This is a genomic window from Actinoplanes sp. NPDC049681 (assembly GCF_044465265.1).
GTDB lineage: Bacteria > Actinomycetota > Actinomycetes > Mycobacteriales > Micromonosporaceae > Actinoplanes.
The window spans coordinates 360,821-381,175 of sequence record NZ_JBITLP010000008.1 but is presented as its reverse complement, the minus strand read 5'-3'; the positions used below and the strand labels follow the sequence as shown (position 1 = coordinate 381,175).

Here is a 20,355-nt window from a genome sequence, read left to right as displayed (position 1 = left end):
CGTGCACGTCGTCGCCACCGCCGGGCACGTGGATCACGGCAAGTCCACGCTGGTCCGTGCCCTGACCGGGATGGAGCCGGATCGCTGGGCCGAGGAGCGCCGCCGTGGGATGACCATCGACCTCGGTTTCGCGTGGACCACCCTGGATCCCGGCGGCACGGTGGCCTTCGTCGACGTGCCGGGGCACGAGCGCTTCGTGCCGAACATGCTCGCCGGGGTCGGGCCGGTGCCGGCCGCCATGGTCGTGGTCGCCGCCGACGAGGGGTGGATGCCGCAGTCCGCCGAGCACCTGGCCGCCCTGGATGCGCTCGGCGTACGCCACGGGCTGCTGGTGGTGTCCCGTGCGGATCTGGCGGATCCCGGTCCGGCGATGCGGCGTGCCGCCGAGGAGATCGCCGCCACGTCGCTCGGCGCCGTGGCGGCCGTGGCGGTCAGCGCCGTCACGGGAGCCGGGCTCGACGAGCTGCGTACCGCGCTGAGCCGGCTGGTTACCGCGCTGCCCGCACCGGCCGGTGGTCCGGTGCGGCTGTGGGCCGACCGGGCGTTCACGATCAAGGGGGCGGGCACGGTCGTCACGGGCACCCTGGGCGGCGGCGAGCTTCGTACCGGTGACGAGCTGGAGCTGACCGCCGGGGAGCGGGTCGTGCGGGTCCGCGGCCTGCAGAGCCTCGGGGAGCCGGTCATCGCGGTCCGGGGGCCGGCGCGGGTCGCCGTGAATCTGCGGGGGGTCGGCAAGGACGAGGTCGGCCGGGGTGCCGCGCTGCTCACGCCCGGATGCTTCCTCCGCACCGATCTCGTGGACGTGCGGGTGCACGGCGATCCGGTCGCGGCCCTTCCGGGCACGCTCACCCTGCATGCCGGGTCGGCCGCGGTCACGGTACGCGTACGCCCGCTGGGCGCCGACACGGCACGGCTGCGGCTGGCCCGGGCGCTGCCGCTGCGCATCGGCGACCGGGCGTTGCTGCGGGACCCCGGCCGGCATCACGTCGCCGGCGGTGTGACCGTGCTCGACGTCGTACCCCCAGGTCTGCAACGGCGTGGCGCGGCCGAGGCCCGGGCCGTGACGCTCGCCGGGATGGACGGGGTGCCGGATCCGGCGGGCGAGCTGCGCCGCCGCAGGCTGGTCCGACGCGGGGAGCTGGTGCGCATGGGCGTGCCCGCCGAGGGTGACGCCGTGGCCGGTGACTGGCTGGCCGACCCGGAGCACTGGGCGTGGCTGGGGACTCGCCTGGCGGCGGAGGTCGCCGCCCACGCCCGGGAGCGGCCGCTCGAGCCCGGCGTACCCGTGGATGCCCTGCGGCACCGGCTGGAGTTGCCCGATCGGGCTCTCGTGGAAGCTTTGGTACGCCCGCCGCTGGTGCTCCGCGCGGGCCGGGTGGCGGCCGGAGCGGCCGGGGTGCCGCCGGAGCTGGTCGCCGCGGTGGACAAGGCCTTCGCCGACCTGGCGGACCGGCCCTTCGCCGCTCCGGAGGCGCACCGGCTCGCCGAACTGGGGCTGGGTCCCCGGCAGCTCGGCGCGGCGGTCCGGGCCGGCCTGGTCGTGCAGGTCGCGGACAACGTGGTGCTGCGGGCGGGAGCGCCGGAGCGGGCGGCGCAGGTGCTGGCCGGGCTGCCGCAGCCGTTCACGCTCAGCGAGGCCCGCCAGGCGCTGGACACGACGCGGCGGGTCGCGGTACCGCTGCTGGGGTTGCTGGATCGCACCGGTGCGACGCGGCGCCTGCCGGACGACCGGCGAACCGTGATTGACAAAGACGCGTGATCGGGTCATCCTCAGTCCACTAGTCAATTAGTGGATTGGTGCTTGTAGTGATCTTCCGGATCGACCGCCGCACCGGCACCGCCGTCTACGTGCAGCTCATCCAGCAGGTCCGGCAGGCGGTGCGGATGGGACGGCTGCTGCCCGGTGACCGGCTGCCCACCGCCCGCGAGGTGGCCGAGCGGACCGGCATCAACCCCAACACCGTGCTGCGGGCGTACCGGGAGCTGGAAGTGGCGGGTCTCGTGGAGCCGCGGCAGGGCTCGGGGACGTTCGTGCGCGACCAGCTGCCGCCGCTGCCCGCCGACCTGGGCGAGCTGCGCCGGGACCTGGCCGAGTGGGTGGCCCGGGCTCGCGCGGCGGGCCTCGACCCGTCGGACATCCAGGCGCTCGTCACCGAGGTGGCCGCCGAAGAGGAGGCAGAGCGTGTCTGAACCCGTTCCGGCGCTCGTCACCGCCGGCGTCACCCACGCGTTCGGCGACCGGCCGGCCCTGCAGGACTGCTCGTTCACGGTGCCGGCCGGCAGCGTGACCGCCCTGGTCGGGCGAAACGGCGCCGGGAAGACCACGCTGCTGCGCGCGGCGGCCGGGTTGCTGAGACCGCAGCGTGGCCACCTGGCCGTCTTCGGGGATCGGGTGGGCGATGCCTCGCTCCCGTGCATCGGGTACGCCGGACAGCAGGCCCCGCTCTACCGCACCCTGACCGTCGCCCAGACCCTGCGCCTGGGCGCCCGCCTCAACCCCCGCTGGGACGCCCCGTACGCCCGGCGCCTCGCCGACGCCGCGCAGCTGCCCCCGGCGGCGAAGGTCGGCACGCTGGCACCCGGGCACCGCGCCCGCCTGGCCCTGATCATGGCCCTCGGCAAGCGGCCGGGCCTGCTGCTGCTGGACGAACCGCTGGCGCACCTGGACCCGGTGGCCCGCACCGAGGCCGTCGGCATGCTGATGGCCGACGTCGCCGAGCACGGCACGACCGTCGTGCTCTCGTCCCACGTCGTCGCCGACATCGAGGGCGTCTGCGACCACGTCGTCGTGCTCGCCGACGGCCGGGTACGCCTCGCCGCCGACGTCGAGCAGGCGCTGGGCGCGCATCACGTGGCGGTCGGCGGCGCCGGCGACCTGGGCGCGCTGGACGGGGCGGAGATCGTCGAGTCGCAGCCGGACGGCCCGGGGTTCACCGCGCTGGTCCGGATCGCCGAACCGGTCCTCGCCGGCCGCCTGTCCTGGCACCGCCCCACCCTGGAGGAGCTGCTCCTGGGCTACCTGAGGGCCCCCGGAATCCCGTCGTTGCAGGAGGTGCCCGTCCGATGACCTGGCTCGCTCTGCGGCTGCTGAGGCCGTACCTGATCGTCGCCGTGCTGGTGTCCGGTCTCTCGACCGCCTTTCTGGGGTACGCCTCCGGTGTCGTCCAGCGGCAGCTCGACGCGCGGGGGATGCCGGACTGCGTCAACCCGAACCTGTGCTGGCCGACCGGCTCCGCGATGCACGCGATTCTCGGCATGGAGCTGGTCGCCGCGCTCGTGCCCGTCGTCATCGGACTGGTGCTGGGCGTGCCGCTCTTCGCCCGCGAGCGGGAGGAGGGCACCGTCGCGTACGTCCTCACGCAGTCCGTGCCCCGGGGCCGCTGGGTGGTGACCAAGCTGCTGTGCGCGCTGACGGCCGGGGCGCTCTGCACGGCGGTGCCCGCCCTGACGTACCGGCTGGTGGCGGCGCGGTACACGCTGCTCGCGAACGACCTCTACGAACTGATCGAGCTGCTGCACCTCAACCACGTCGGGTTCATGGTGATGCAGACGGTGCTCACCGCGGCGGTGGCCGGTCTCCTGGGCCTGATCTACGGCCGTACGCTGCGCACCCTCGTGGTGTCGCTCGTGTGGTGGCCCTTCGGCATCGCGGCCGTCTACGCCGGCGTCGCGCTGCTGCCGTTCGGCGCCGGCCCGGGTGCGGGTCCGCAGTTCTCGCCGGACGACGACCGCTACTGGACGGCGGACATCTCGTTCGCCGACGGCCTCGGCTACGCGGCCACCGTGCTGATGATCGCGTACGTGCTGGTCACGGTGCTGATCGCCCGCCGGGCCGGCCGCCGCCTCGCGGCCTGACCCCGCCTCAGTGGTCCCACCCGCCGCAGCGGACCCTTTTGCGCGCCCCGGCTTACGGGTTCGGCTCCGGTGCCGATAGGTCTGGTGAGGCCACCGGAGGGAGCTGGGGATGCACGCCGGTCATGCGCCCGCCCAGGCGTCGTCGCCGGCCCGCACCGACATCGAGGCGGTGCTGGCCGAGCGGCTCGTGCAGCCCTTGTTCCAGCCGATCGTCGACCTGTCCACCCGTACGGTGGTCGGCGTGGAAGCGCTCGCCCGCGGTCCGGCCGGCACCGACCTGGAGTTCCCGGACCGGTTGTTCGCTGCGGCCCGGGACGCGGGCCGGCTCGGCGAGCTGGACATGCTGTGCTCCGAGCGGGCGCTGGAGTGCGCCGTCGCCGCCCCCGTCGCCCCGCCGCTGGTGTTCGTCAACGCCGAGCCGGCCGCGCTGGACCAGCCGTTGTCACCGCGGCTGGTCGAGCTGATCCTGGGCGGCCTGCCCTTCCGCGAGATCCTGGAGTTCACCGAGCGCGCCCTGCCGGCCCTGCCCGGCAGCCTGCTGCGCATCGCCGGGCAGGCGCAACAGTGGGGCAACAGCCTCGCGCTCGACGACGTGGGCGTGGACCCGATGTCGCTGGCGTTCCTGCCGGTGCTCGAGCCCGAGGTGATCAAGCTCGACATGAGCCTGATCCGCGACCCCTCCGCCGAGCGGACCCGCGCCGTCTGTGCCGTGGTGCGCGCGGAGGCGCAGCGTACCGGGGCGATGGTCGTGGGTGAGGGGATCGAGACCGAGGAGGACCTGGTCACCGCGGAGGCGCTCGGGGCGCGCTGGGGTCAGGGCTGGCTGTTCGGCCGGCCGGGCCGCATCGAGCAGGTGAGCCACCGGTTCGACCCCGTGGCCGCGAGCGCGCTGCCGCCACCGCGGCCGGGCTTCCACCAGGGCGGTGGCACCCCGTTCGAGGTCGCCGCAGGCGGCGGGCCGGTCACCGCCGGTACGCGCGAGGCCATCGCCGCGGCGCTGACCCGGCTGCGCGACGCGGTCGCCGCGGACGAGACCGCCGTGGTGGTCGCGTCCTGCCCCGACCCGGGCATCGCCGAGACCGACGGCGTCACCGCCGCGCTGCAGGAACTGGCCGGTCGCGTGCGGTCCGTCATCCTGCTGGACAAGCCGATCCCGGGGGAGTTCGCGGCGGCGGTCATCGGGCCGGGATACGGGTGCGCCGTCTGCGTCCGCTCGGGCCGCCCGCTGGACCTGGTGACCCTGCACGACCTGCCCGCGGTCGCGGCCGTGACCCGGGTGCTGCTGAACCGGCACGGAAGCTAGCTCAGAACGCGTAGCGGATCCGGCAGTACGGCGTCACGCGGTTGATCACCTCGGTGAGGGCCGCGACGTGGCGTCCCTTCTGGCCGGTGCGGTAGCGCACGTTCCACGCCCCGTTCTCGGAGCGCTTGCCCTGTTGCAGGTCGGGCCGCCACAGCACCTCCTCCGCCTTCGGGTGCCAGCCGAGGTTGACCTCGTGCAGGTCACGGTTGTGGGTGAGGAAGATGACCTCGGCGGCCAGCTGCGCCTTCGCCGCCGGGCCCAGGGCGGCGTCCAGCTCGGCGAGCAGGGCCGCCCAGTCGTCGAGCCAGCCGTCGCGCACGACCACCGGGCTGAAGTTGACGTGGACCTCGTACCCGGCCGCGACGAAGTCGTCGATCGCCGCGATGCGCTCGGCGATCGGGCTGGTGCGGATGTCGAGCAGCTTGGCGTCGCGCGGCGGCATGAGCGAGAAGCGGATGCGGGTACGCCCCTGCGGGTCCCACCCGAGCAGATCGCGGTTGACGTGCTTGGTGGCGAAGCTGGCCTTGGCGGCCGGCAACCCGCGGAACAGCTCGACCAGGTCCCGCACGTTGTCGCTGATCCGGGCGTCGAGCGAGCAGTCCGAGTTCTCCCCGATGTCGTAGACCCAGGCCGCGGGGTCGCACTCGTTCGGCGCCGGCTTGCTGCCCTGGCGGACGGCGTGGCGCTGGACGTACCCGAGGATCTTGTCGATGTTGGCGAACACCGTGACGGGGTTGGAGTAGCCCTTGCGGCGGGGCACGTAGCAGTAGGCGCAGGCCATCGCGCATCCGTTGGCGGTGGACGGTGCGATGAAGTCGGCCGAGCGGCCGTTGGGGCGGGCGGTGAGCGACTTCTTCACGCCGAGGACCAGCGCCTCCCGCTTGATCCGGACCCAGCGCCGGACGTTGGTCTCGTCGCCGTAGAGCTCGGGGATGCGGTGGTGGCTCTCCACCTCGACGAGGTCGGCGCCGGGGAAGCGCGCGAGGATCTCCTTGCCGCGGGGCAGGGTGGCGGCTTCGGGCTCGACGTAGATCCGCCGGATGTCCAGGAGCTCGTCCATCAGGCCGGCACCGCCTCGGGACTCTCCACGCGGGCGGCCGTCGCGCGGGCCCGGGCGCCGGTGGTGACCAGCCCGAGCACGAGGACGGCGACGCCGCAGCCGGCCATGATCCACCATCCGGCCCGCGACGCCCGCGCGAAGTGGCCGGCCGACGGGCCGTCGAGGCCCGAGGCGACGACGGCCCCGATGACCGCGACGCCGAGCGCCGCTCCCACCTGGCGGCTGGTCGACGCGATCGCCGCGGCGACGCCGGCCTGGGCGCGTGGCATGCCGGAGACCGCCGTGTTGGTGATCGGGGCGTTGACCATGCCGAAGCCGAATCCGAACAGCACGTAGCCGATCATCAGCTGCCAGATCGGCGTGCTCGCGGTGAGCCGGGTCAGCGGAACCATGGCGAGCGCGATCGCCGTGCCCGCCAGCGCCAGGGGCAGCCGCGGACCGCGAGCGCCGACGATGCGCCCGGACAGCGGCGCCACGATCGCCGTGACCAGGGCCATCGGCAGGGTCCAGAAGCCGGCGTGCAGGGCGGACAGGCCCCGTACGTCCTGCAGGTACAGCGCGTTGAGGAACAGGAATCCCGCGAGCGCCCCGAACGCGCACACCGCGATGAGGGCCGCCCCGGTGAACGGGACGCTGCGGAAGACGTGCAGGTCGAGCAGGGGCTGCGCGCGGCCGTTCTCGTACGGGATCAGGACGCCCAGCGCGACCGCACCCAGCGCGAAACACCCGATGATCTCGGGCGCCGTCCAGCCGGCCGCCGGCCCCTCGATGATCCCGAAGGTGACGGCGGCGAGCAGCACCAGCACCAGGAGCTGCCCCACCGGGTCGAGCCGGCGGGGCCGGGCGGCCCGCGACTCCGGGACGAAGACGGCCGCGAGCGCGATCGCGGCCAGCCCGACCGGCACGTTGATCCAGAAGATCGACCGCCACCCCAGCGCGGCGACCAGCCCGCCGCCCAGCACCGGACCCAGCGCCATGCTCAGGCCGACGACGCCGCCCCAGACGCCGATGGCGCGGGCCCGGTCCCGGGGCTCGGTGAAGGTGTTGGTGATGATCGACATGGCGACCGGGTTGAGCATCGAGCCGCCCACCGCCTGCAGCGTGCGGAAGAAGATCAGCCAGCCGAGGCCGGGAGCGACGCTGCAGAGCAGCGAGCCCGTGGTGAACAGCGCCAGGCCGGTCTGGAACGTACGACGGCGGCCCACCCGGTCGGCGGTCGATCCGGCGAGCACGAGCAGGCTGGCCAGCACCAGCGTGTACGCGTCGATGACCCATTGCAGGCCGGAGACGGACGCGTCCAGGTCGGCGCGCAGCGAGGGCAGCGCGATGTTCACGATCGTGGTGTCGAGCCCGACGATGAACAGGCTCATGCAGCAGATCGCGAGCACCAGCTGGCGGCGGTGGCGGCTGAGCTCGGGCATTGCTTCCTTTGTACCGCCGTGGCGGGTGCATAATGCAGCATTCCCAGGGGTAGGTGCGTCACATGACCACGACCGACCCGGGTACGGTGCGCACGAACGTGCCGGCCCGCCTCGACCGCCTCCCCTGGGCCCGCTGGCACTGGATGATCGTCATCGGGCTCGGCACCGTCTGGATCCTCGACGGCCTCGAGGTCACCATCGTCGGTAACCTCTCCGGCCGCCTCTCCGAGCCCGGCAGTGGGCTCTCGATCAGCCAGAGCCAGGTCACCGGCCTGGGCGCCGCCACGTACGTGCTGGGCGCCTGCTTCGGCGCGCTGTTCTTCGGCTGGCTCACCGACCGCTTCGGGCGCAAGAAGCTGTTCATGCTGACCCTCGGCGTCTACCTGATCGGTACGGCGATGACCGCGTTCAGCTTCGCCCCGTGGTGGTTCTTCCTGTTCCGCTTCATCACCGGCGCCGGCATCGGCGGCGAGTACGCGGCCATCAACTCGGCGATCGACGAGCTGATCCCGGCCCGGCACCGCGGCCGCATCGACATCGTCATCAACGGCACCTTCTGGGCCGGCGCGGCGCTCGGCGCGCTGCTCACCGTGCCGATCCTCACCCAGCTGCCGGTCTCCTGGGGCTGGCGGGCGGCGTTCGGGCTGGGCGTGGTCCTCGGCCTGGTGATCCTGCTGGTGCGCCGGCACGTGCCGGAGAGCCCGCGCTGGCTGTTCATCCACGGCCGCGGCGAGGAGGCGGAAACCCTGGTCCGCGACGTCGAGCAGACCGTCGAACGCGAGGACCGGGTCACGCTCGAGCCGGCCGAGGACTACATCACCATCCATCAGCGCCGCAGCATCGGCTTCGGGCAGATCGCGAAGACGCTCGTGCGCCGGTACCCGAAGCGGGCCGCGCTCGGCCTCGCTCTCTTCATCGGCCAGGCCTTCCTCTACAACGCGGTGACCTTCGGGTACGCCCAGATCCTGCAGACCTTCTTCGACGTGCCGTCCGGCAGCACCGGCTACTACTTCGCGGTCATCGCCGTCGGCAACCTGCTCGGCCCGCTCGTTCTCGCCCCGCTCTTCGACTCCGTCGGCCGCAAGATCATGATTACCGGTACGTACGTGCTCTCCGGCGTGCTGCTGCTGGTGACCGCCTGGCTGTTCTCCACCGGGGTGCTCGACGCCGTCACGATGACCGCGTGCTGGTGCGTCGTGCTCTTCTTCGCCTCGGCCGGCGCCAGCTCGGCGTACCTGACGGTCAGCGAGATCTTCCCGATGGAGACCCGGGCCCTGGCGATCGCGTTCTTCTACGCCGTCGGCACCGCGGTCGGCGGCGTCACCGGCCCGCTGCTCTTCGCCGACCTCGTCGGCACCGGCGAGGTCGGCGACACCGTGCTGGCGTTCGTCATCGGTGCCGTGCTGATGATCGCCGCGGGGCTGGTCGAGGCGGTCCTGGGCATCAAAGCGGAGCGGCAGAGCCTGGAGCAGCTGGCGACCCCGTTGACCGCTGCGGAGCCGGCCGCCGCGACGGCCTGATCCGCATTCCCGTATTGCCGGTGCCGGCCGATCAATTTCGGCCGGCACCGTCGTCATTCTGCCGTCGCGCCGCAGGTCGGGGGACGTAGTTGTTACCCGGCAAGGAGGCGGAATAACGCGGGAAGGATGCCATTAATCAGTCGTGTGATCGGCTGTTTATCGCGGAAAGGGCCGGGGATTGTCCGGGGCGTAGGCCCAGACCCCCGGGAGAGGACAACGATGATCACCCGTAACGACATCCCCAAGCTGTACGGCATGGACGTCTACGAGTCCGACGGCGGCAAGATCGGCTCCACCGACGAGGTGTACCTGGACGCCGAGACCGGCGAGCCGGAATGGCTCGCGGTCAAGACCGGGCTGTTCGGCACCAAGCAGTCGTTCATCCCGCTGCAGCGCGCCGAGGTGGGCGGCGACCGGATCGTGGTGCCGTTCGACAAGGCCAAGGTGAAGGACGCGCCCCGCATCGACCCCGACGGCCGGCTCTCGCCCGAGGAGGAGGACGAGCTCTACCGCTACTACGGCTTCTCGTCCAGCGGCGGCAACCTCACCCGCGACGACACCGCGACCACCGGCACCGCGAGCTACGACCGTGACACCACGACCCGCGACACCACGACCTACGACCGGGACAGCTCCACGACCCGGGACGACGACGCCATGACGCGTTCCGAGGAGCGGCTCGTCGCCGACACCCGCAAGGAGCAGGTCGGCAAGGCGCGGCTGCGCAAGTACGTGGTGACCGAGCAGGAGCAGGTGAGCGTACCGGTGAGCCGCGAGGAGGTGCGGCTCGAGCGCGAGCCGATCACCGAGGCCAATCGGGGCGACGCGCTCTCCGGCCCTGAGATCACCGAGAGCGAGCACGAGGTGACGCTGCACGCCGAGCGGCCGGTGGTCGGCACCGAGGCCGTCCCGGTCGAGCGGGTCCGGCTCGGCAAGGAGACCGTGACCGACGAGGAGAGCGTCACCGGCGAGGTCCGCAAGGAGCAGATCGACTTCGACGACCCGGACCGCTCGCGCCGCTGACCGCAGCCCCTGTTCTCCCGGCGTCCCGTGGCTTCCCGGCCGCGGGACGCCGGCGCGTCCGGCATCACCGAGCGACGAGGGTTGATCCCGCTCCGGAGTGGGAAGGCCAGCGCGCAAGCCGTCCTTGAGGAGAGTCGCATGAAGATCTGGCCGGGCAACCCGTATCCGCTCGGCGCCACCTACGACGGTGGCGGCACGAACTTCGCCCTCTTCTCGGAGGTCGCCGACCGTGTGGAGCTGTGCCTGTTCGACGACGACGGCAAGGAGACCCGCATCGACCTGCCCGAGCGCGAGGCGCTGGTGTGGCACGGGTACCTGCCGCGGATCGTGCCGGGCCAGCGGTACGGCTACCGCGTGCACGGCCCGTACGACCCGTCGCGGGGGCTACGGTGCAACCCGAACAAGCTGCTGCTCGACCCGTACGCCAAGGCGATCGACGGGCACAACGAGTGGGACAACGCGCTGTTCTCGTACCACTTCGGGGATCCGGCGTCGGTCAACGAGGCCGACTCCGCGCCGTACGCGATGCGCTCGGTGGTGGTGAACCCGTACTTCGACTGGGCCAACGACCGGCCGCTGCGCATCCCGTTCCACCAGACGGTCATCTACGAGGCCCACGTCAAGGGCATGACCGTCCGCAACCCGAAGATCCCCGAGGACGTCCGCGGCACGTACTCCGGCCTGGCGCACCCCGAGATGATCAAGCACTTCAAGGAGCTCGGGGTGACCGCCGTCGAGCTGATGCCGGTGCACCAATTCGTGCACGACAGCGGGCTCATCGAGCGCGGGCTGAGCAACTACTGGGGCTACAACACCATCGGCTTCTTCGCCCCGCACAACGACTACGCCTCGTTCGGCGGCCGCGGGGGGCAGGTCCAGGAGTTCAAGTCGATGGTCAAGGCGCTGCACGCGGCCGGCATCGAGGTGATCCTGGACGTCGTCTACAACCACACCGCCGAGGGGAACCACCTCGGACCGACGCTGTCCTTCCGGGGCATCGACAATCCCGCCTACTACCGCCTCGTCGACGGCGACAAGCAGTACTACTACGACACGACCGGCACCGGTAACAGCCTGAACGTACGCCATCACGAGTCGCTGCGGCTGATCATGGACTCGTTGCGCTACTGGGTGACCGAGATGCACGTCGACGGCTTCCGCTTCGACCTCGCGGCGTCGCTGGCGCGGGAGTTCCACGAGGTCAACCGGCTCGCCGCGTTCTTCGACCTGGTGAACCAGGACCCGGTGGTGAGCCAGGTCAAGCTCATCGCCGAACCGTGGGACGTCGGCGACGGCGGTTACCAGGTCGGCGGCTTCCCGCCCTTGTGGACGGAGTGGAACGGCAAGTACCGCGACACCGTGCGCGACTTCTGGCGCGGCGAGCCGGCCAGCCTCGGCGAGTTCGCGTCCCGGTTCACCGGGTCCTCCGACCTGTACGAGATCGACGGCCGCCGCCCGATCGCGTCCATCAACTTCGTGACCGCGCACGACGGCTTCACGCTGGAGGACCTGGTCTCCTACAACGACAAGCACAACGACGCCAACGGCGAGCACAACCGCGACGGCGAGAGCCACAACCGCTCCTGGAACTGCGGCGCCGAGGGCCCGACCGAGGACCCCGAGGTCATCAAGCTCCGGGAACGCCAGAAGCGCAACTTCCTGGCGACGCTGCTGCTGTCGCAGGGCGTGCCGATGATCGCCCACGGCGACGAGCTGGGCCGCACCCAGCGCGGCAACAACAACGTGTACGCCCAGGACAACGAGCTGAGCTGGATCGACTGGGAGGACGCCCGGCACCACGACGTGCTCACCCTCTTCACCCGGCGGCTGACCAAGCTCCGCGCCGACCACCCGATCTTCCGCCGCCGGCGCTTCTTCACGGGCTCGCCGGCGGGGGACTCGAAGGTGCCGGACATCGCCTGGCTGCGGCGTGACGGCGAGCCGATGACGGCGCAGGAGTGGACGGCCCGGTCGGGCATGACCATGACGGTGTTCCTCAACGGTCACGGCATCCCGGAGCGTGACGCCCTCGGCGAGGCGATCACCGACGCGTCGTTCCTGGTGCTGTTCAACCCGTTGCCGGAGCAGGTCACGTTCACCGTGCCGCCGCGGGCGTACGGCCGCACCTGGGAGACGGTGGTCGACACGGCCGATCCGCTGCTGGCCAGCCGCAGGAAGACGGTCCGCGCGGCGGGCACCCTCGAGGTCGGCGGCCACACAATGGTGGTGCTGCGCTGCCGGTATTGATGAGACCATCGGTGACCGTGTCCGGAATCGATCTCGCGCGGCGCTTCTACGAGGAGTCCGTTCGCCCCTTGCTGGGCGACCGGCCGCACGCCGCCGCGCTCCTCGGCGCCGGTTCGGAGGTGCTGGGCTTCGACGACGAGGTCTCCACCGACCACGACTTCGGCCCTCGCGTGCAGATCTTCCTGCCGCCTGGCACGCCGGAGCTCGTCGCCGACGACCGGGTCGAGGTGACCACCACGGCAGGGTTCTTCGTCGCCCGCCTCGGCGTGGACCCGGCCGCCGGCTTCGGCCTCGAGGACTGGCTGGTGACGCCCACCCAGACCCTGGCCGAGCTGACCGCGGGGGCGGTCTTCCACGATCCCGCCGGCGAGCTGGCCCGGCGCAGGGCCGCGCTGGCGTGGTATCCGGACGACGTCTGGCGCTATGTGCTCGCGGCGGGGTGGCTGCGGGTGGCCCAGGAGGAGGCGTTCGTGGCGCGGGCCGGCTCGACCGGCGACGACCTGGGCTCGCGGGTCGTCGCGGGACGGCTGGTGCGGGAGCTGATGCGGCTCGCGTTCCTCGTCGAGCGCCGCTGGGCGCCGTACCCGAAATGGCTCGGCGCCGCCTTCGCCCGCCTGGCCCTCGCCGCCGACGCCGCGCCGATGCTGGCCGAGGCGCTGGCCGCACCCGGCTGGCGGGCCCGCGAGGCCGCCCTGGTCGCGGCCGCGAGCCGGATCGCCACGGCGACCAACGAGCTCGGGCTGGCCGAGCCGGTGGACCCGGCCCCGCGGCCCTATTACACCCGCGACATCCGGGTCCTGGGCGCCGACCGCTTCGTCGTCGCGCTCACCACCGCGATCCGGGATCCGGCGGTCGGGGCCCTGCTCGAGCGCCACGGCGGGCGCCGCGGCGGCCCGGTGCCCGCGCTGCCGGGAACGATCGACCAGGTCACCGACTCCACCGACGTGCTGACGTGCCCGGCCCGGTGCCGCGCGACGGCCCTGCTGCTGGGCGCGGGATGACCGGCGGGAAGAATGGGATCATGGCATACCAGCACGATCTGGACCGCTTCGTGGCCGCTCAGGACGGGATCTACGAGCGCGCGCTCGCCGAGCTCACGGCGGGCAGCAAGCGCAGCCACTGGATGTGGTTCGTGTTCCCGCAGATCGCCGGGCTGGGCTCCAGCCCGACCGCCCGTACGTACGCGATCCGCGACCTCGCCGAGGCCCGCGCCTACCTGGCCCATCCCGTGCTCGGCCCGCGGCTCGCCGAGTGCGCACGGGCGCTGCTGGCCGTCGAGGGCCGCACGGCCGGGCAGATCCTCGGCTACCCCGACGACCTGAAGCTGCGCTCGTCGATGACACTGTTCGCGCGGGCCGCCGACGACCCCGCGCCCTTCCAGGCCGTCCTCGACAAGTACTACGACGGCGAGCCCGACCCGGCGACGCTCGACCGGCTTTAAGCGCCCGGTACGTGGTACGGGTCGTGCTCGGCCAGCAGCTTGTCCAGCCGTGCCTGGTCGACCCGGCGCGTGACCGAGCCGGCCTCCTGCTGGTCGCGGACGCACTTGGCGAGGGTGAACGCCGACGTGACCACGTACAGCAGGCCGACCGCGAGGAAGGCCCGGATCCAGGCGCCGACCGGCAGGTACGCGATCCCGGCGGTCACGGCGGTCAAGGACAGGCCGAACGAGGCGACCGACTGCACGTAGAACGCGGTCGTGGCTCTCGGCTGAGGGTTCGAGTCCATGCCAGGAGCCTGCCCGGCCGGTCGCCAACGCGACTGAGTGCGCGTACTCACCGCCGGGTGCAGCAGGATGGCGGGATGGCGGATGTCATCGTGGTGGGCGGCGGGATCATCGGGATGACGGCGGCGGTGCGGCTGCGCGAGCGAGGCGCCGACGTGACCCTGTGGACGCCGGTCGGACCCACGGAAACCGTCTCGGCGGTCGCCGCCGCGGCCTGGTACCCGACCGGCCTGCGCTTCGCGCCGCGGGTGCTGGACTGGGCCGCCGCCACGTACGAGTGCTTCCGCCGGCAAGCTCACGACGGGGTGCCCGGCGTCCTCGTCCGGGAGACGCGCAACCTGGAGCGCGACGGTGCGACCGGCGAACCGTGGTGGGCGCCCGCCGCGGGCCGGGTGCGGTATCTGCCGATCGGTCCGCCGTGGACCCGGGAGGTACGCTTCCAGGCCCCGATGGTCGAGATGGGCGTCTACCTGCCCTGGCTGCGGGAGCGGTTCGAGCGGGCCGGCGGCCGGGTGGTGCGCCGCCGGGCCGGCCGCCTCGAGGAGGCGCTCGCCGAGGCGCCGGTGGTCGTGAACGCCACCGGGCTCGCCGCCGGCACGCTCTGCGGCGATCCCGAGGTCTATCCGGTACGCGGCCAGATCGTGCTCGTCGCGAACCCCGGAGTGTTCGTCTCCGTACGCGACCAGGGTGAACCGAGCACCTATGTGCACCCGCGCACCCGCGACGTGGTGCTTGGCGGGACGTTCCAGGCCGGAGACTGGAACACCACACCGGACCCGGCGACGCGCGACGCCATCGTCGAGCGGTGCGTCGCGCTGGTGCCCGAGCTGGCCGGCGCGCCGGTGGTGGGGGAGAAGGTGGGGCTGCGGCCGGCCCGGCGCGGGGGTCCGCGGGTCGAGACGGAGAAGTGGCCGGACGGCCTCGTGGTGCACGCGTACGGCCACGGCGGCGCGGGCATGACGCTCTCCTGGGGCTGCGCCGACGAAGTAGCGGCCCTCGTCCTCTGACCCCCGCCTCCGCTCAGCGGTCCCGGTCGAGGAACGCGAGCGCGGTGGCCGGGAACAGCGGCGAGTCGACCAGGTTGTAGTGGGTCAGGCCGGGCAGGATCGCCAGCGCGTGGCCGCCCTTGGGCCGGCCCTCGCCCATCCAGCCGCCGTCGCGCACACCGCCGTCGAGCAGGCCGAAGATCTCGACGAAGTGGCTGGGCGGCACCATGTCGGCGTCCGCGCCGAGCACCAGCGTCGGCACCTGGAGGCCGCGTACGTCCTCGGTGAAGTCGAAGTCCTGCGCCATCGCGGCGCCGATCTTGTCCAGCAGGTGCGGGAAGTCACCGGGACGCGGCGCCACCCGCTGGTAGAGCTCGTACATCGGGGTCTCCTTCATGAACTCGGCGGCCGCGGAGGACACCTGACCCTGCTGCTCGAGGATCTCCGGGTACGTCGCGTCACGCCGGATGCCCGCCGATGCCGCCACCAGCCGGCCCACCTTCCGCGGGTGCCGGATCGCGACCTGCAGCGCCACGCCACCGCCGAGGGAGTAGCCGACGACGTCCGGCCGGTCCAGACCCAGGTGGTCGATGAGCGCCGCGATGTCGTCGGCCATCAGGCGTACGTCGAGCGGGCGGTCGATGTCGGCCGTGCGCCCGTGACCCTGCAGGTCGGGGAGGACGACGTGGTGACGACCGGCGAAGGCATCGGTGTTCGGCCCGAACATCTCGCCCGAACCGAGCCCGCCGTGCAGCAGGACGAGCGGGCGTCCGGTGCCGCGCGTCTCGTAGTACAGGTTGATGCCGTTGACGTCCGCGTACATGGCTTACTCCTCGGATGCTTCGTGCCGTCTGTCGCGGGGGTAGACCGGGGCGACACCCGGATCTCATCGGTCCCCGCGCAAAAAGTTTCCGCTACTTTTGCCGGGTGAACGATGTGGCGCAGCTCGAGGCGTACCGGCCGGAGCTGACCGGTTACTGCTACCGCATGCTGGGGTCGGCGTTCGACGCGGAGGATGCGGTCCAGGACGCGATGGTGCGCGCCTGGCGCGGCATCGACGGCTTCGACGGGCGCTCCGCCCTGCGGTCCTGGCTCTACCGGATCACCACGAACGTCTGCCTGACCATGCTGAGCAGCGCCCAGCGGCGGGTGCGGCCGATGGATCTCGGCCCGGCCGGTTCGGGGCGGGCCACCGACCCGGGCGAGCCGCGCCCCGACGAGATCTGGGTCGGCCCGGTGCCGGACACCCGGGTGCTGCCGGAACGCGCGGACCCCGCCGAGGTGGTCGCCGGGCGGGAGTCGATCCGGCTGGCGTTCGTGGCCGCCCTGCAGCACCTGCCGCCGCGGCAGCGGGCCGTGCTGATCCTGCGGGACGTGCTGGCCTGGTCGGCGAGCGAGGTGGCCGAGCTGCTCGACACCTCGGTCGCCAGCGTGAACAGCGTCCTGCAGCGGGCGCGGGCGACGATGGGGGCGGCCGACACCGGCGCCGACGTCCACCGGCCGCTCGACGAGGAGCAGCGCAAGCTGCTGGCCCGCTACGTCCGGGCGTTCGAGGCGTACGACCTCGAGGCGCTCACGGCGCTGCTGCACGAGGACGCGACGCTGTCGATGCCGCCGCTGCCGCTGTGGCTGCGCGGGCGCGACGACATCGCCGTGTGGATGGGCGGCACGGGCGGCGGCTGCCGGGGGTCGCGCCTGATCCCGGTGACGGCCAACGGCCTGCCGGCCTTCGGGCAGTACCGGCCGGCCGCGGGCGGCACCGGCCACGACCCGTGGGCGCTGATCGTGCTGGAGGTCTCCGGCGGACGGATCGCCGGGGTCAGCAACTTCCTCGACACCGCCCGCCTGTTCCCGCTCTTCGGGCTGCCCGCGCGGCTCGGCTGATCACTCGTACGGCTGCTTCGGCGCCGTGACCTCCTGCCAGCTCTTCACCTGCAGGTACGGCACGTCGGCGCCGTTGACGGGGTCCTTGGCGACCCGGTCGGCGTACGCGCCGACGACCTGCACCCAGGTGTCCGGGGCGACGCCGGCGGGGCCCTCGCCGGTCAGGCCGACCTTGATCGGGCGCCCGTCCGCGGCGCAGCAGGACAGGACCATGCGGGCCAGCATCGGCTCGCCGCCGGGGCCGGGCGTCACGAAGCCGGTGAGCCGCAAGGTGCGGCCGGTCAGGCTGCGGCCCTTGTCGAAGACGGCCCGCGACGCGTAGTCGAGCAGGCCCACGTCGACCGGGTCGCCGGCGGGCAGCGGGGGATAGTCCGACGCCGAGTTCTGCGAGGTGAGGACGCTGCCCGCCTGGCCCGCCGCGTACGACCCCAGGGCGGGCGGGGCCACCAGCAGCAGGCCGAGCACGGGCAGGATCAGCAGCCAGCCGATGCGGGGCTCGTGGTGGTGCTCGTGGCCGTGGTCGTCCGGCTCGGGGGCGGCCGTGGCGGCGGGGCGGGGGCGCAGCTCGTACCAGAGGGTCATGATGGCGGCGACGACCAGCAGGAACCCGGCACCGAGGAGGAACGGCCGCAGGCCTTCCTTGACGTAGCGCAGGTAGAGGTCGCTGAACCCGGCCCGGAGGATCGCCCCGCCGAAGAGCAGCATGATCACCGCCTGGGCCTGCCGGTTCACAGCAGCACCGCCCCGACGGCCGAGCCCACCAGGATCGCGGTCAGCAGCGTCGCCGGGGCGAACCGGGAGGCGAAGCGGCGGCCGAACACCCCGGTCTGCATGCTGATCAGCTTCAGATCCACCATCGGCCCCACCACCAGGAACACCAGCCGCGACGTGAGCGAGAACTGCGAGAGCGACGCGGCCACGAACGCGTCCGCCTCGCTGCAGATCGACAGCAGGACGGCCAGCACGGCAAGCGCCAGCACCGACAGCACCGGGTTGCTCGCCAGGGAGGTCAGCCACCGTTCCGGCACCGCCACGTTGATCGTCGCGGCGGCCGCGGCGCCCAGCACCAGGAAGCCGCCGGCGTGCATGACGTCGTGGCGGGCGGCGGCCCAGAAGGCGTTGCCCCGGCTCATGCCGTCGAGGTCGGGACGGTGCGGCAGCCGGATCCACTCCGCCTTGCCCAGGCGCAGCCACAGCCAGCCCATGGCCACCGCCACCACGAGGCTGGCGGCGCCGCGGGCGACGACCATCCCGGGCCGGCCGGGAAAGGCGACGGCCGTGGCGGTGAGCACGATCGGGTTGATCGCGGGCGCGGCGAGCAGGAACGCCAGCGCCGCCGCCGGGGTGACGCCACGGCGGATCAGCGACCCGGCGATGGGCACGCTGCCGCACTCGCATCCCGGCAGGATCACCCCGGCCAGTCCCGCGGCGGGCACGGCCAGCGCCGGGTGCCGCGGCAGTGCCCGGGCCCAGAAGGAACGCGGCACGAACACGGCGATGACCGCCGACAGCACCACGCCGAACACCAGGAACGGCACGGCCTGCACGAGCACCGACACGAAGACGGTGGTCCAGGTCTGCAGCCGGGGGTCTGAGATCAGCGAGGCGAGCGGAGCGCGGAACAGGACGAGCAGCACGAGGACGCCCGCGAGGATCTCGACCGAGCCGGCCCGGCGCCGGGTGTCGATCTCGTCGGTTGTGCTCACAGCAGGGCTCCGGGTCGCGGTCGGGGGCAGGCCGCGGCCCACCCTACCCGGGCTGTGCCGAGCTGCTCATCCGTACGCCGGGCACCGATCCGCCGGCGACGATGCGGTTGCGCCCGCCCGCCTTCGCGGCGTAGAGCGCGGCGTCGGCCCGTTCCACCAGTTCGTCGGACGTCTCGGTGCCGTCCCACAGGGCGATGCCCGCGGAGAACGTCTGCCCGAGCGGCGTCACGGCCAGGGCGCGCCCGACGGTGGCGCCGGCCTCGTCCAGATCGGCGCCGGGCAGCAGCACGGCGAACTCCTCCCCGCCGTACCGGGAGATCGTGTCGACCTTGCGCAGCGCCGCGTGCCACGCCGCGCTGGCCTCCTTGAGCAGCCGGTCGCCGGCCGGGTGCCCGTAGCTGTCGTTGAACAGCTTGAACCGGTCCAGGTCCAGCACCGCCACGCAGATCGGCCGCCCGTCGCGGCGGGAGCGCTCGAGGGCCCGGGGCAGCTCGTCGTTCCAGGCGCGCCGGTTCGGCAGGCCGGTGAGCTCGTCCGTCCGCGACAGCTCGCGGACCTGCCGGGCCTGGTTCTCGACCTGCCGCACGAGCTGCGCCATGCGGGTCACGACCAGCAGGAACAGGGCCGTCGAGCCGACCACGATCGCCGCGCCGTCGGTGACCTCCCCGGCGAGCAGCTGGCCGGCCAGGATTGCCGGTGCGATCAGGGTGGCGACCGTGAGCGCGAGGAGCTGGACGCCGCCGAGCCGCGCCGGGCGCGGGGCGGTCGGGGTGCTCAGGTCGCGGGCATGGGCGTGCAGCGCGCCGACCCCGAAGAGCACGAAAGCGCCCAGGAAGATCATGTCGATGCCGCGGCGGAACCAGAGGACCTCCTCCAGCCGTACGCCGGTGTCGCCGAGGTTGCCGAGCACCACCCAGGCGGTGTCGCCCGCGAGGAACGCCGCCAGCGAGCCCGCGATCCACCAGAACGAAGCGCCGCGGACGCCGCCCGCCCGCAGCAGCCGGGTCAGCATGGCGAGCAGCAGCAGGTCCCCGACCGGGTACGCCACCTGCACCGTGCGTCCCATCAGCGTCATGTCCGCGTCCTGGGCGGCGGGCTGGATCACGTACACCCAGGCGAGCAGGCCGAGACCGGTGGTGATGGTGGTGGCGTCGACCATCGCGGTCCAGTTGCCGCCCGGCTCGCGGCGCCGGATCAGCAGCGCCAGCCCGGCCGCGCACGCCGGGTAGAGCGTCAGGAAGAACGGGTCGGCCGGCGTCGGCATGTCCTCCCAGCCGAGCACCACGTCGGCGTAGACCGCGACGGCGATGCCGGTGGAGTTGGCGAAGATGCCGAGCGCGAAGCACCACCAGGGCAGCCGGTCGCGGCTCGGCAGGCGGCGCACGCCCACGAGGACGGCGGCGGTGCCGGCCCAGCCGATGCCGACCTGCCAGCTCGTCGCCCACACCGGGTCGTCCGGCAGGACCTGGTACGCGGCGATCACCACGGCCATGGCGACCGCGAAGGTCCGCCAGTTCCTGCCTCGCATGTGCGCCCCGATCGCCGGACAGCTCAACCGCCTCAGTCAACCCCCCGCGGGTTGCCGTACCGGTGCTTCGCCGGTGCGGCCCGGGAGCGACCCTAG

19 protein-coding genes are annotated in these 20,355 nt (G+C 72.8%); 12 read left to right on the top strand and 7 right to left on the bottom strand.

What is annotated here, in order from left to right:
- The first annotated feature begins 1 nt into the window (after position 1).
- The 5 genes from selB to ACIBO8_RS29340 all read left to right on the top strand — a co-directional run bounded on the left by selB (position 2) and on the right by ACIBO8_RS29340 (position 5,158).
- Complete coding sequence (gene selB, locus ACIBO8_RS29360; protein WP_396118577.1) at positions 2 to 1,759, top strand: selenocysteine-specific translation elongation factor; 1,758 nt, start codon at positions 2 to 4, stop codon at positions 1,757 to 1,759.
- A 47-nt stretch (positions 1,760 to 1,806) separates the two neighbouring features.
- Positions 1,807 to 2,190: a GntR family transcriptional regulator gene (locus ACIBO8_RS29355; protein WP_396118576.1), complete on the top strand. Its 384-nt coding sequence runs from the start codon at positions 1,807 to 1,809 to the stop codon at positions 2,188 to 2,190.
- A complete protein-coding gene (locus ACIBO8_RS29350) occupies positions 2,183 to 3,067 on the top strand; it encodes an ABC transporter ATP-binding protein (RefSeq protein ID WP_396118575.1) in 885 nt (294 codons plus the stop codon). The genes ACIBO8_RS29355 and ACIBO8_RS29350 overlap by 8 nt, the downstream gene beginning before the upstream one ends.
- The gene (locus ACIBO8_RS29345; protein WP_396118574.1) at positions 3,064 to 3,855 is read left to right on the top strand and encodes a hypothetical protein; all 792 of its coding nucleotides are present in this window, start codon (positions 3,064 to 3,066) and stop codon (positions 3,853 to 3,855) included. Before ACIBO8_RS29350 ends, ACIBO8_RS29345 begins: the two co-directional genes overlap by 4 nt.
- Before the next feature lie 109 nt (positions 3,856 to 3,964).
- Positions 3,965 to 5,158 carry an EAL domain-containing protein gene (locus ACIBO8_RS29340; RefSeq protein ID WP_396118573.1) on the top strand — a complete coding sequence of 398 codons (1,194 nt, stop codon included), beginning with the start codon at positions 3,965 to 3,967 and terminating at the stop codon, positions 5,156 to 5,158.
- A 1-nt stretch (position 5,159) separates the two neighbouring features.
- Here the strand turns inward: ACIBO8_RS29340 and ACIBO8_RS29335 are convergent, their stop codons facing one another.
- Both ACIBO8_RS29335 and ACIBO8_RS29330 read right to left on the bottom strand, forming a co-directional pair.
- Positions 5,160 to 6,218 carry a spore photoproduct lyase family protein gene (locus ACIBO8_RS29335; RefSeq protein WP_396118572.1) on the bottom strand — a complete coding sequence of 353 codons (1,059 nt, stop codon included), beginning with the start codon at positions 6,216 to 6,218 and terminating at the stop codon, positions 5,160 to 5,162.
- Positions 6,218 to 7,639, bottom strand: coding sequence for an MFS transporter (locus tag ACIBO8_RS29330; protein WP_396118571.1), 1,422 nt, complete (start codon positions 7,637 to 7,639; stop codon positions 6,218 to 6,220). Before ACIBO8_RS29330 ends, ACIBO8_RS29335 begins: the two co-directional genes overlap by 1 nt.
- A gap of 62 nt (positions 7,640 to 7,701) precedes the next feature.
- On the opposite strand from ACIBO8_RS29330, the gene ACIBO8_RS29325 reads away from it, so the two are divergent.
- The 5 genes from ACIBO8_RS29325 to ACIBO8_RS29305 all read left to right on the top strand — a co-directional run bounded on the left by ACIBO8_RS29325 (position 7,702) and on the right by ACIBO8_RS29305 (position 13,870).
- Positions 7,702 to 9,159 carry an MFS transporter gene (locus ACIBO8_RS29325; RefSeq protein ID WP_396118570.1) on the top strand — a complete coding sequence of 486 codons (1,458 nt, stop codon included), beginning with the start codon at positions 7,702 to 7,704 and terminating at the stop codon, positions 9,157 to 9,159.
- Between the two features lie 219 nt (positions 9,160 to 9,378).
- Positions 9,379 to 10,182: a DUF2382 domain-containing protein gene (locus tag ACIBO8_RS29320; RefSeq protein WP_396118569.1), complete on the top strand. Its 804-nt coding sequence runs from the start codon at positions 9,379 to 9,381 to the stop codon at positions 10,180 to 10,182.
- Between the two features lie 138 nt (positions 10,183 to 10,320).
- A complete protein-coding gene (gene glgX, locus ACIBO8_RS29315; protein WP_396118568.1) occupies positions 10,321 to 12,429 on the top strand; it encodes a glycogen debranching protein GlgX in 2,109 nt (702 codons plus the stop codon).
- Between the two features lie 17 nt (positions 12,430 to 12,446).
- Positions 12,447 to 13,430 carry a DUF4037 domain-containing protein gene (locus ACIBO8_RS29310; protein ID WP_396118567.1) on the top strand — a complete coding sequence of 328 codons (984 nt, stop codon included), beginning with the start codon at positions 12,447 to 12,449 and terminating at the stop codon, positions 13,428 to 13,430.
- A 20-nt stretch (positions 13,431 to 13,450) separates the two neighbouring features.
- Positions 13,451 to 13,870 carry a DUF1810 domain-containing protein gene (locus ACIBO8_RS29305; protein WP_396118566.1) on the top strand — a complete coding sequence of 140 codons (420 nt, stop codon included), beginning with the start codon at positions 13,451 to 13,453 and terminating at the stop codon, positions 13,868 to 13,870.
- Here ACIBO8_RS29305 and ACIBO8_RS29300 read toward each other — a convergent pair.
- Positions 13,867 to 14,157 (bottom strand): YiaA/YiaB family inner membrane protein, encoded by a 291-nt coding sequence (locus ACIBO8_RS29300; RefSeq protein WP_396118565.1) that lies wholly within the window; start codon positions 14,155 to 14,157, stop codon positions 13,867 to 13,869. The two genes, ACIBO8_RS29305 and ACIBO8_RS29300, sit on opposite strands and share 4 nt — an antisense overlap.
- A 75-nt stretch (positions 14,158 to 14,232) precedes the next feature.
- Here ACIBO8_RS29300 and ACIBO8_RS29295 point away from each other — a divergent pair, with 75 nt between their 5' ends.
- Positions 14,233 to 15,162, top strand: coding sequence for an FAD-dependent oxidoreductase (locus ACIBO8_RS29295; RefSeq protein ID WP_396118564.1), 930 nt, complete (start codon positions 14,233 to 14,235; stop codon positions 15,160 to 15,162).
- 13 nt (positions 15,163 to 15,175) lie between these two features.
- On the opposite strand, the gene ACIBO8_RS29290 is transcribed toward ACIBO8_RS29295, so the two are convergent.
- Positions 15,176 to 15,964, bottom strand: coding sequence for an alpha/beta fold hydrolase (locus ACIBO8_RS29290; RefSeq protein WP_396118563.1), 789 nt, complete (start codon positions 15,962 to 15,964; stop codon positions 15,176 to 15,178).
- Between the two features lie 104 nt (positions 15,965 to 16,068).
- Here ACIBO8_RS29290 and ACIBO8_RS29285 point away from each other — a divergent pair, with 104 nt between their 5' ends.
- Positions 16,069 to 17,025 carry a sigma-70 family RNA polymerase sigma factor gene (locus ACIBO8_RS29285; protein ID WP_396118562.1) on the top strand — a complete coding sequence of 319 codons (957 nt, stop codon included), beginning with the start codon at positions 16,069 to 16,071 and terminating at the stop codon, positions 17,023 to 17,025.
- Here the strand turns inward: ACIBO8_RS29285 and ACIBO8_RS29280 are convergent, their stop codons facing one another.
- From ACIBO8_RS29280 to ACIBO8_RS29270, 3 genes are read right to left on the bottom strand one after another with little or no spacing between them, the layout of a single operon-like run.
- Complete coding sequence (locus tag ACIBO8_RS29280) at positions 17,026 to 17,757, bottom strand: TIGR03943 family putative permease subunit (RefSeq protein ID WP_396118561.1); 732 nt, start codon at positions 17,755 to 17,757, stop codon at positions 17,026 to 17,028.
- A complete protein-coding gene (locus ACIBO8_RS29275; RefSeq protein WP_396118560.1) occupies positions 17,754 to 18,731 on the bottom strand; it encodes a permease in 978 nt (325 codons plus the stop codon). The genes ACIBO8_RS29280 and ACIBO8_RS29275 overlap by 4 nt, the downstream gene beginning before the upstream one ends.
- Before the next feature lie 43 nt (positions 18,732 to 18,774).
- Positions 18,775 to 20,259, bottom strand: coding sequence for a GGDEF domain-containing protein (locus ACIBO8_RS29270; protein WP_396118559.1), 1,485 nt, complete (start codon positions 20,257 to 20,259; stop codon positions 18,775 to 18,777).
- Positions 20,260 to 20,355 lie beyond the last annotated feature (96 nt).

Coding starts and splice junctions, on each gene's coding strand:
- ACIBO8_RS29300 (WP_396118565.1), bottom strand. CDS start 14,157: ATGGACTCGAACCCTCAGCCGAGAGCCACGACCGCGTTCTACGTGCAG.
- ACIBO8_RS29345 (WP_396118574.1), top strand. CDS start 3,064: ATGACCTGGCTCGCTCTGCGGCTGCTGAGGCCGTACCTGATCGTCGCC.
- ACIBO8_RS29270 (WP_396118559.1), bottom strand. CDS start 20,259: ATGCGAGGCAGGAACTGGCGGACCTTCGCGGTCGCCATGGCCGTGGTG.
- ACIBO8_RS29290 (WP_396118563.1), bottom strand. CDS start 15,964: ATGTACGCGGACGTCAACGGCATCAACCTGTACTACGAGACGCGCGGC.
- ACIBO8_RS29330 (WP_396118571.1), bottom strand. CDS start 7,639: ATGCCCGAGCTCAGCCGCCACCGCCGCCAGCTGGTGCTCGCGATCTGC.
- ACIBO8_RS29340 (WP_396118573.1), top strand. CDS start 3,965: ATGCACGCCGGTCATGCGCCCGCCCAGGCGTCGTCGCCGGCCCGCACC.
- ACIBO8_RS29325 (WP_396118570.1), top strand. CDS start 7,702: ATGACCACGACCGACCCGGGTACGGTGCGCACGAACGTGCCGGCCCGC.
- ACIBO8_RS29305 (WP_396118566.1), top strand. CDS start 13,451: ATGGCATACCAGCACGATCTGGACCGCTTCGTGGCCGCTCAGGACGGG.
- ACIBO8_RS29320 (WP_396118569.1), top strand. CDS start 9,379: ATGATCACCCGTAACGACATCCCCAAGCTGTACGGCATGGACGTCTAC.
- ACIBO8_RS29335 (WP_396118572.1), bottom strand. CDS start 6,218: ATGGACGAGCTCCTGGACATCCGGCGGATCTACGTCGAGCCCGAAGCC.
- ACIBO8_RS29295 (WP_396118564.1), top strand. CDS start 14,233: ATGGCGGATGTCATCGTGGTGGGCGGCGGGATCATCGGGATGACGGCG.
- glgX (WP_396118568.1), top strand. CDS start 10,321: ATGAAGATCTGGCCGGGCAACCCGTATCCGCTCGGCGCCACCTACGAC.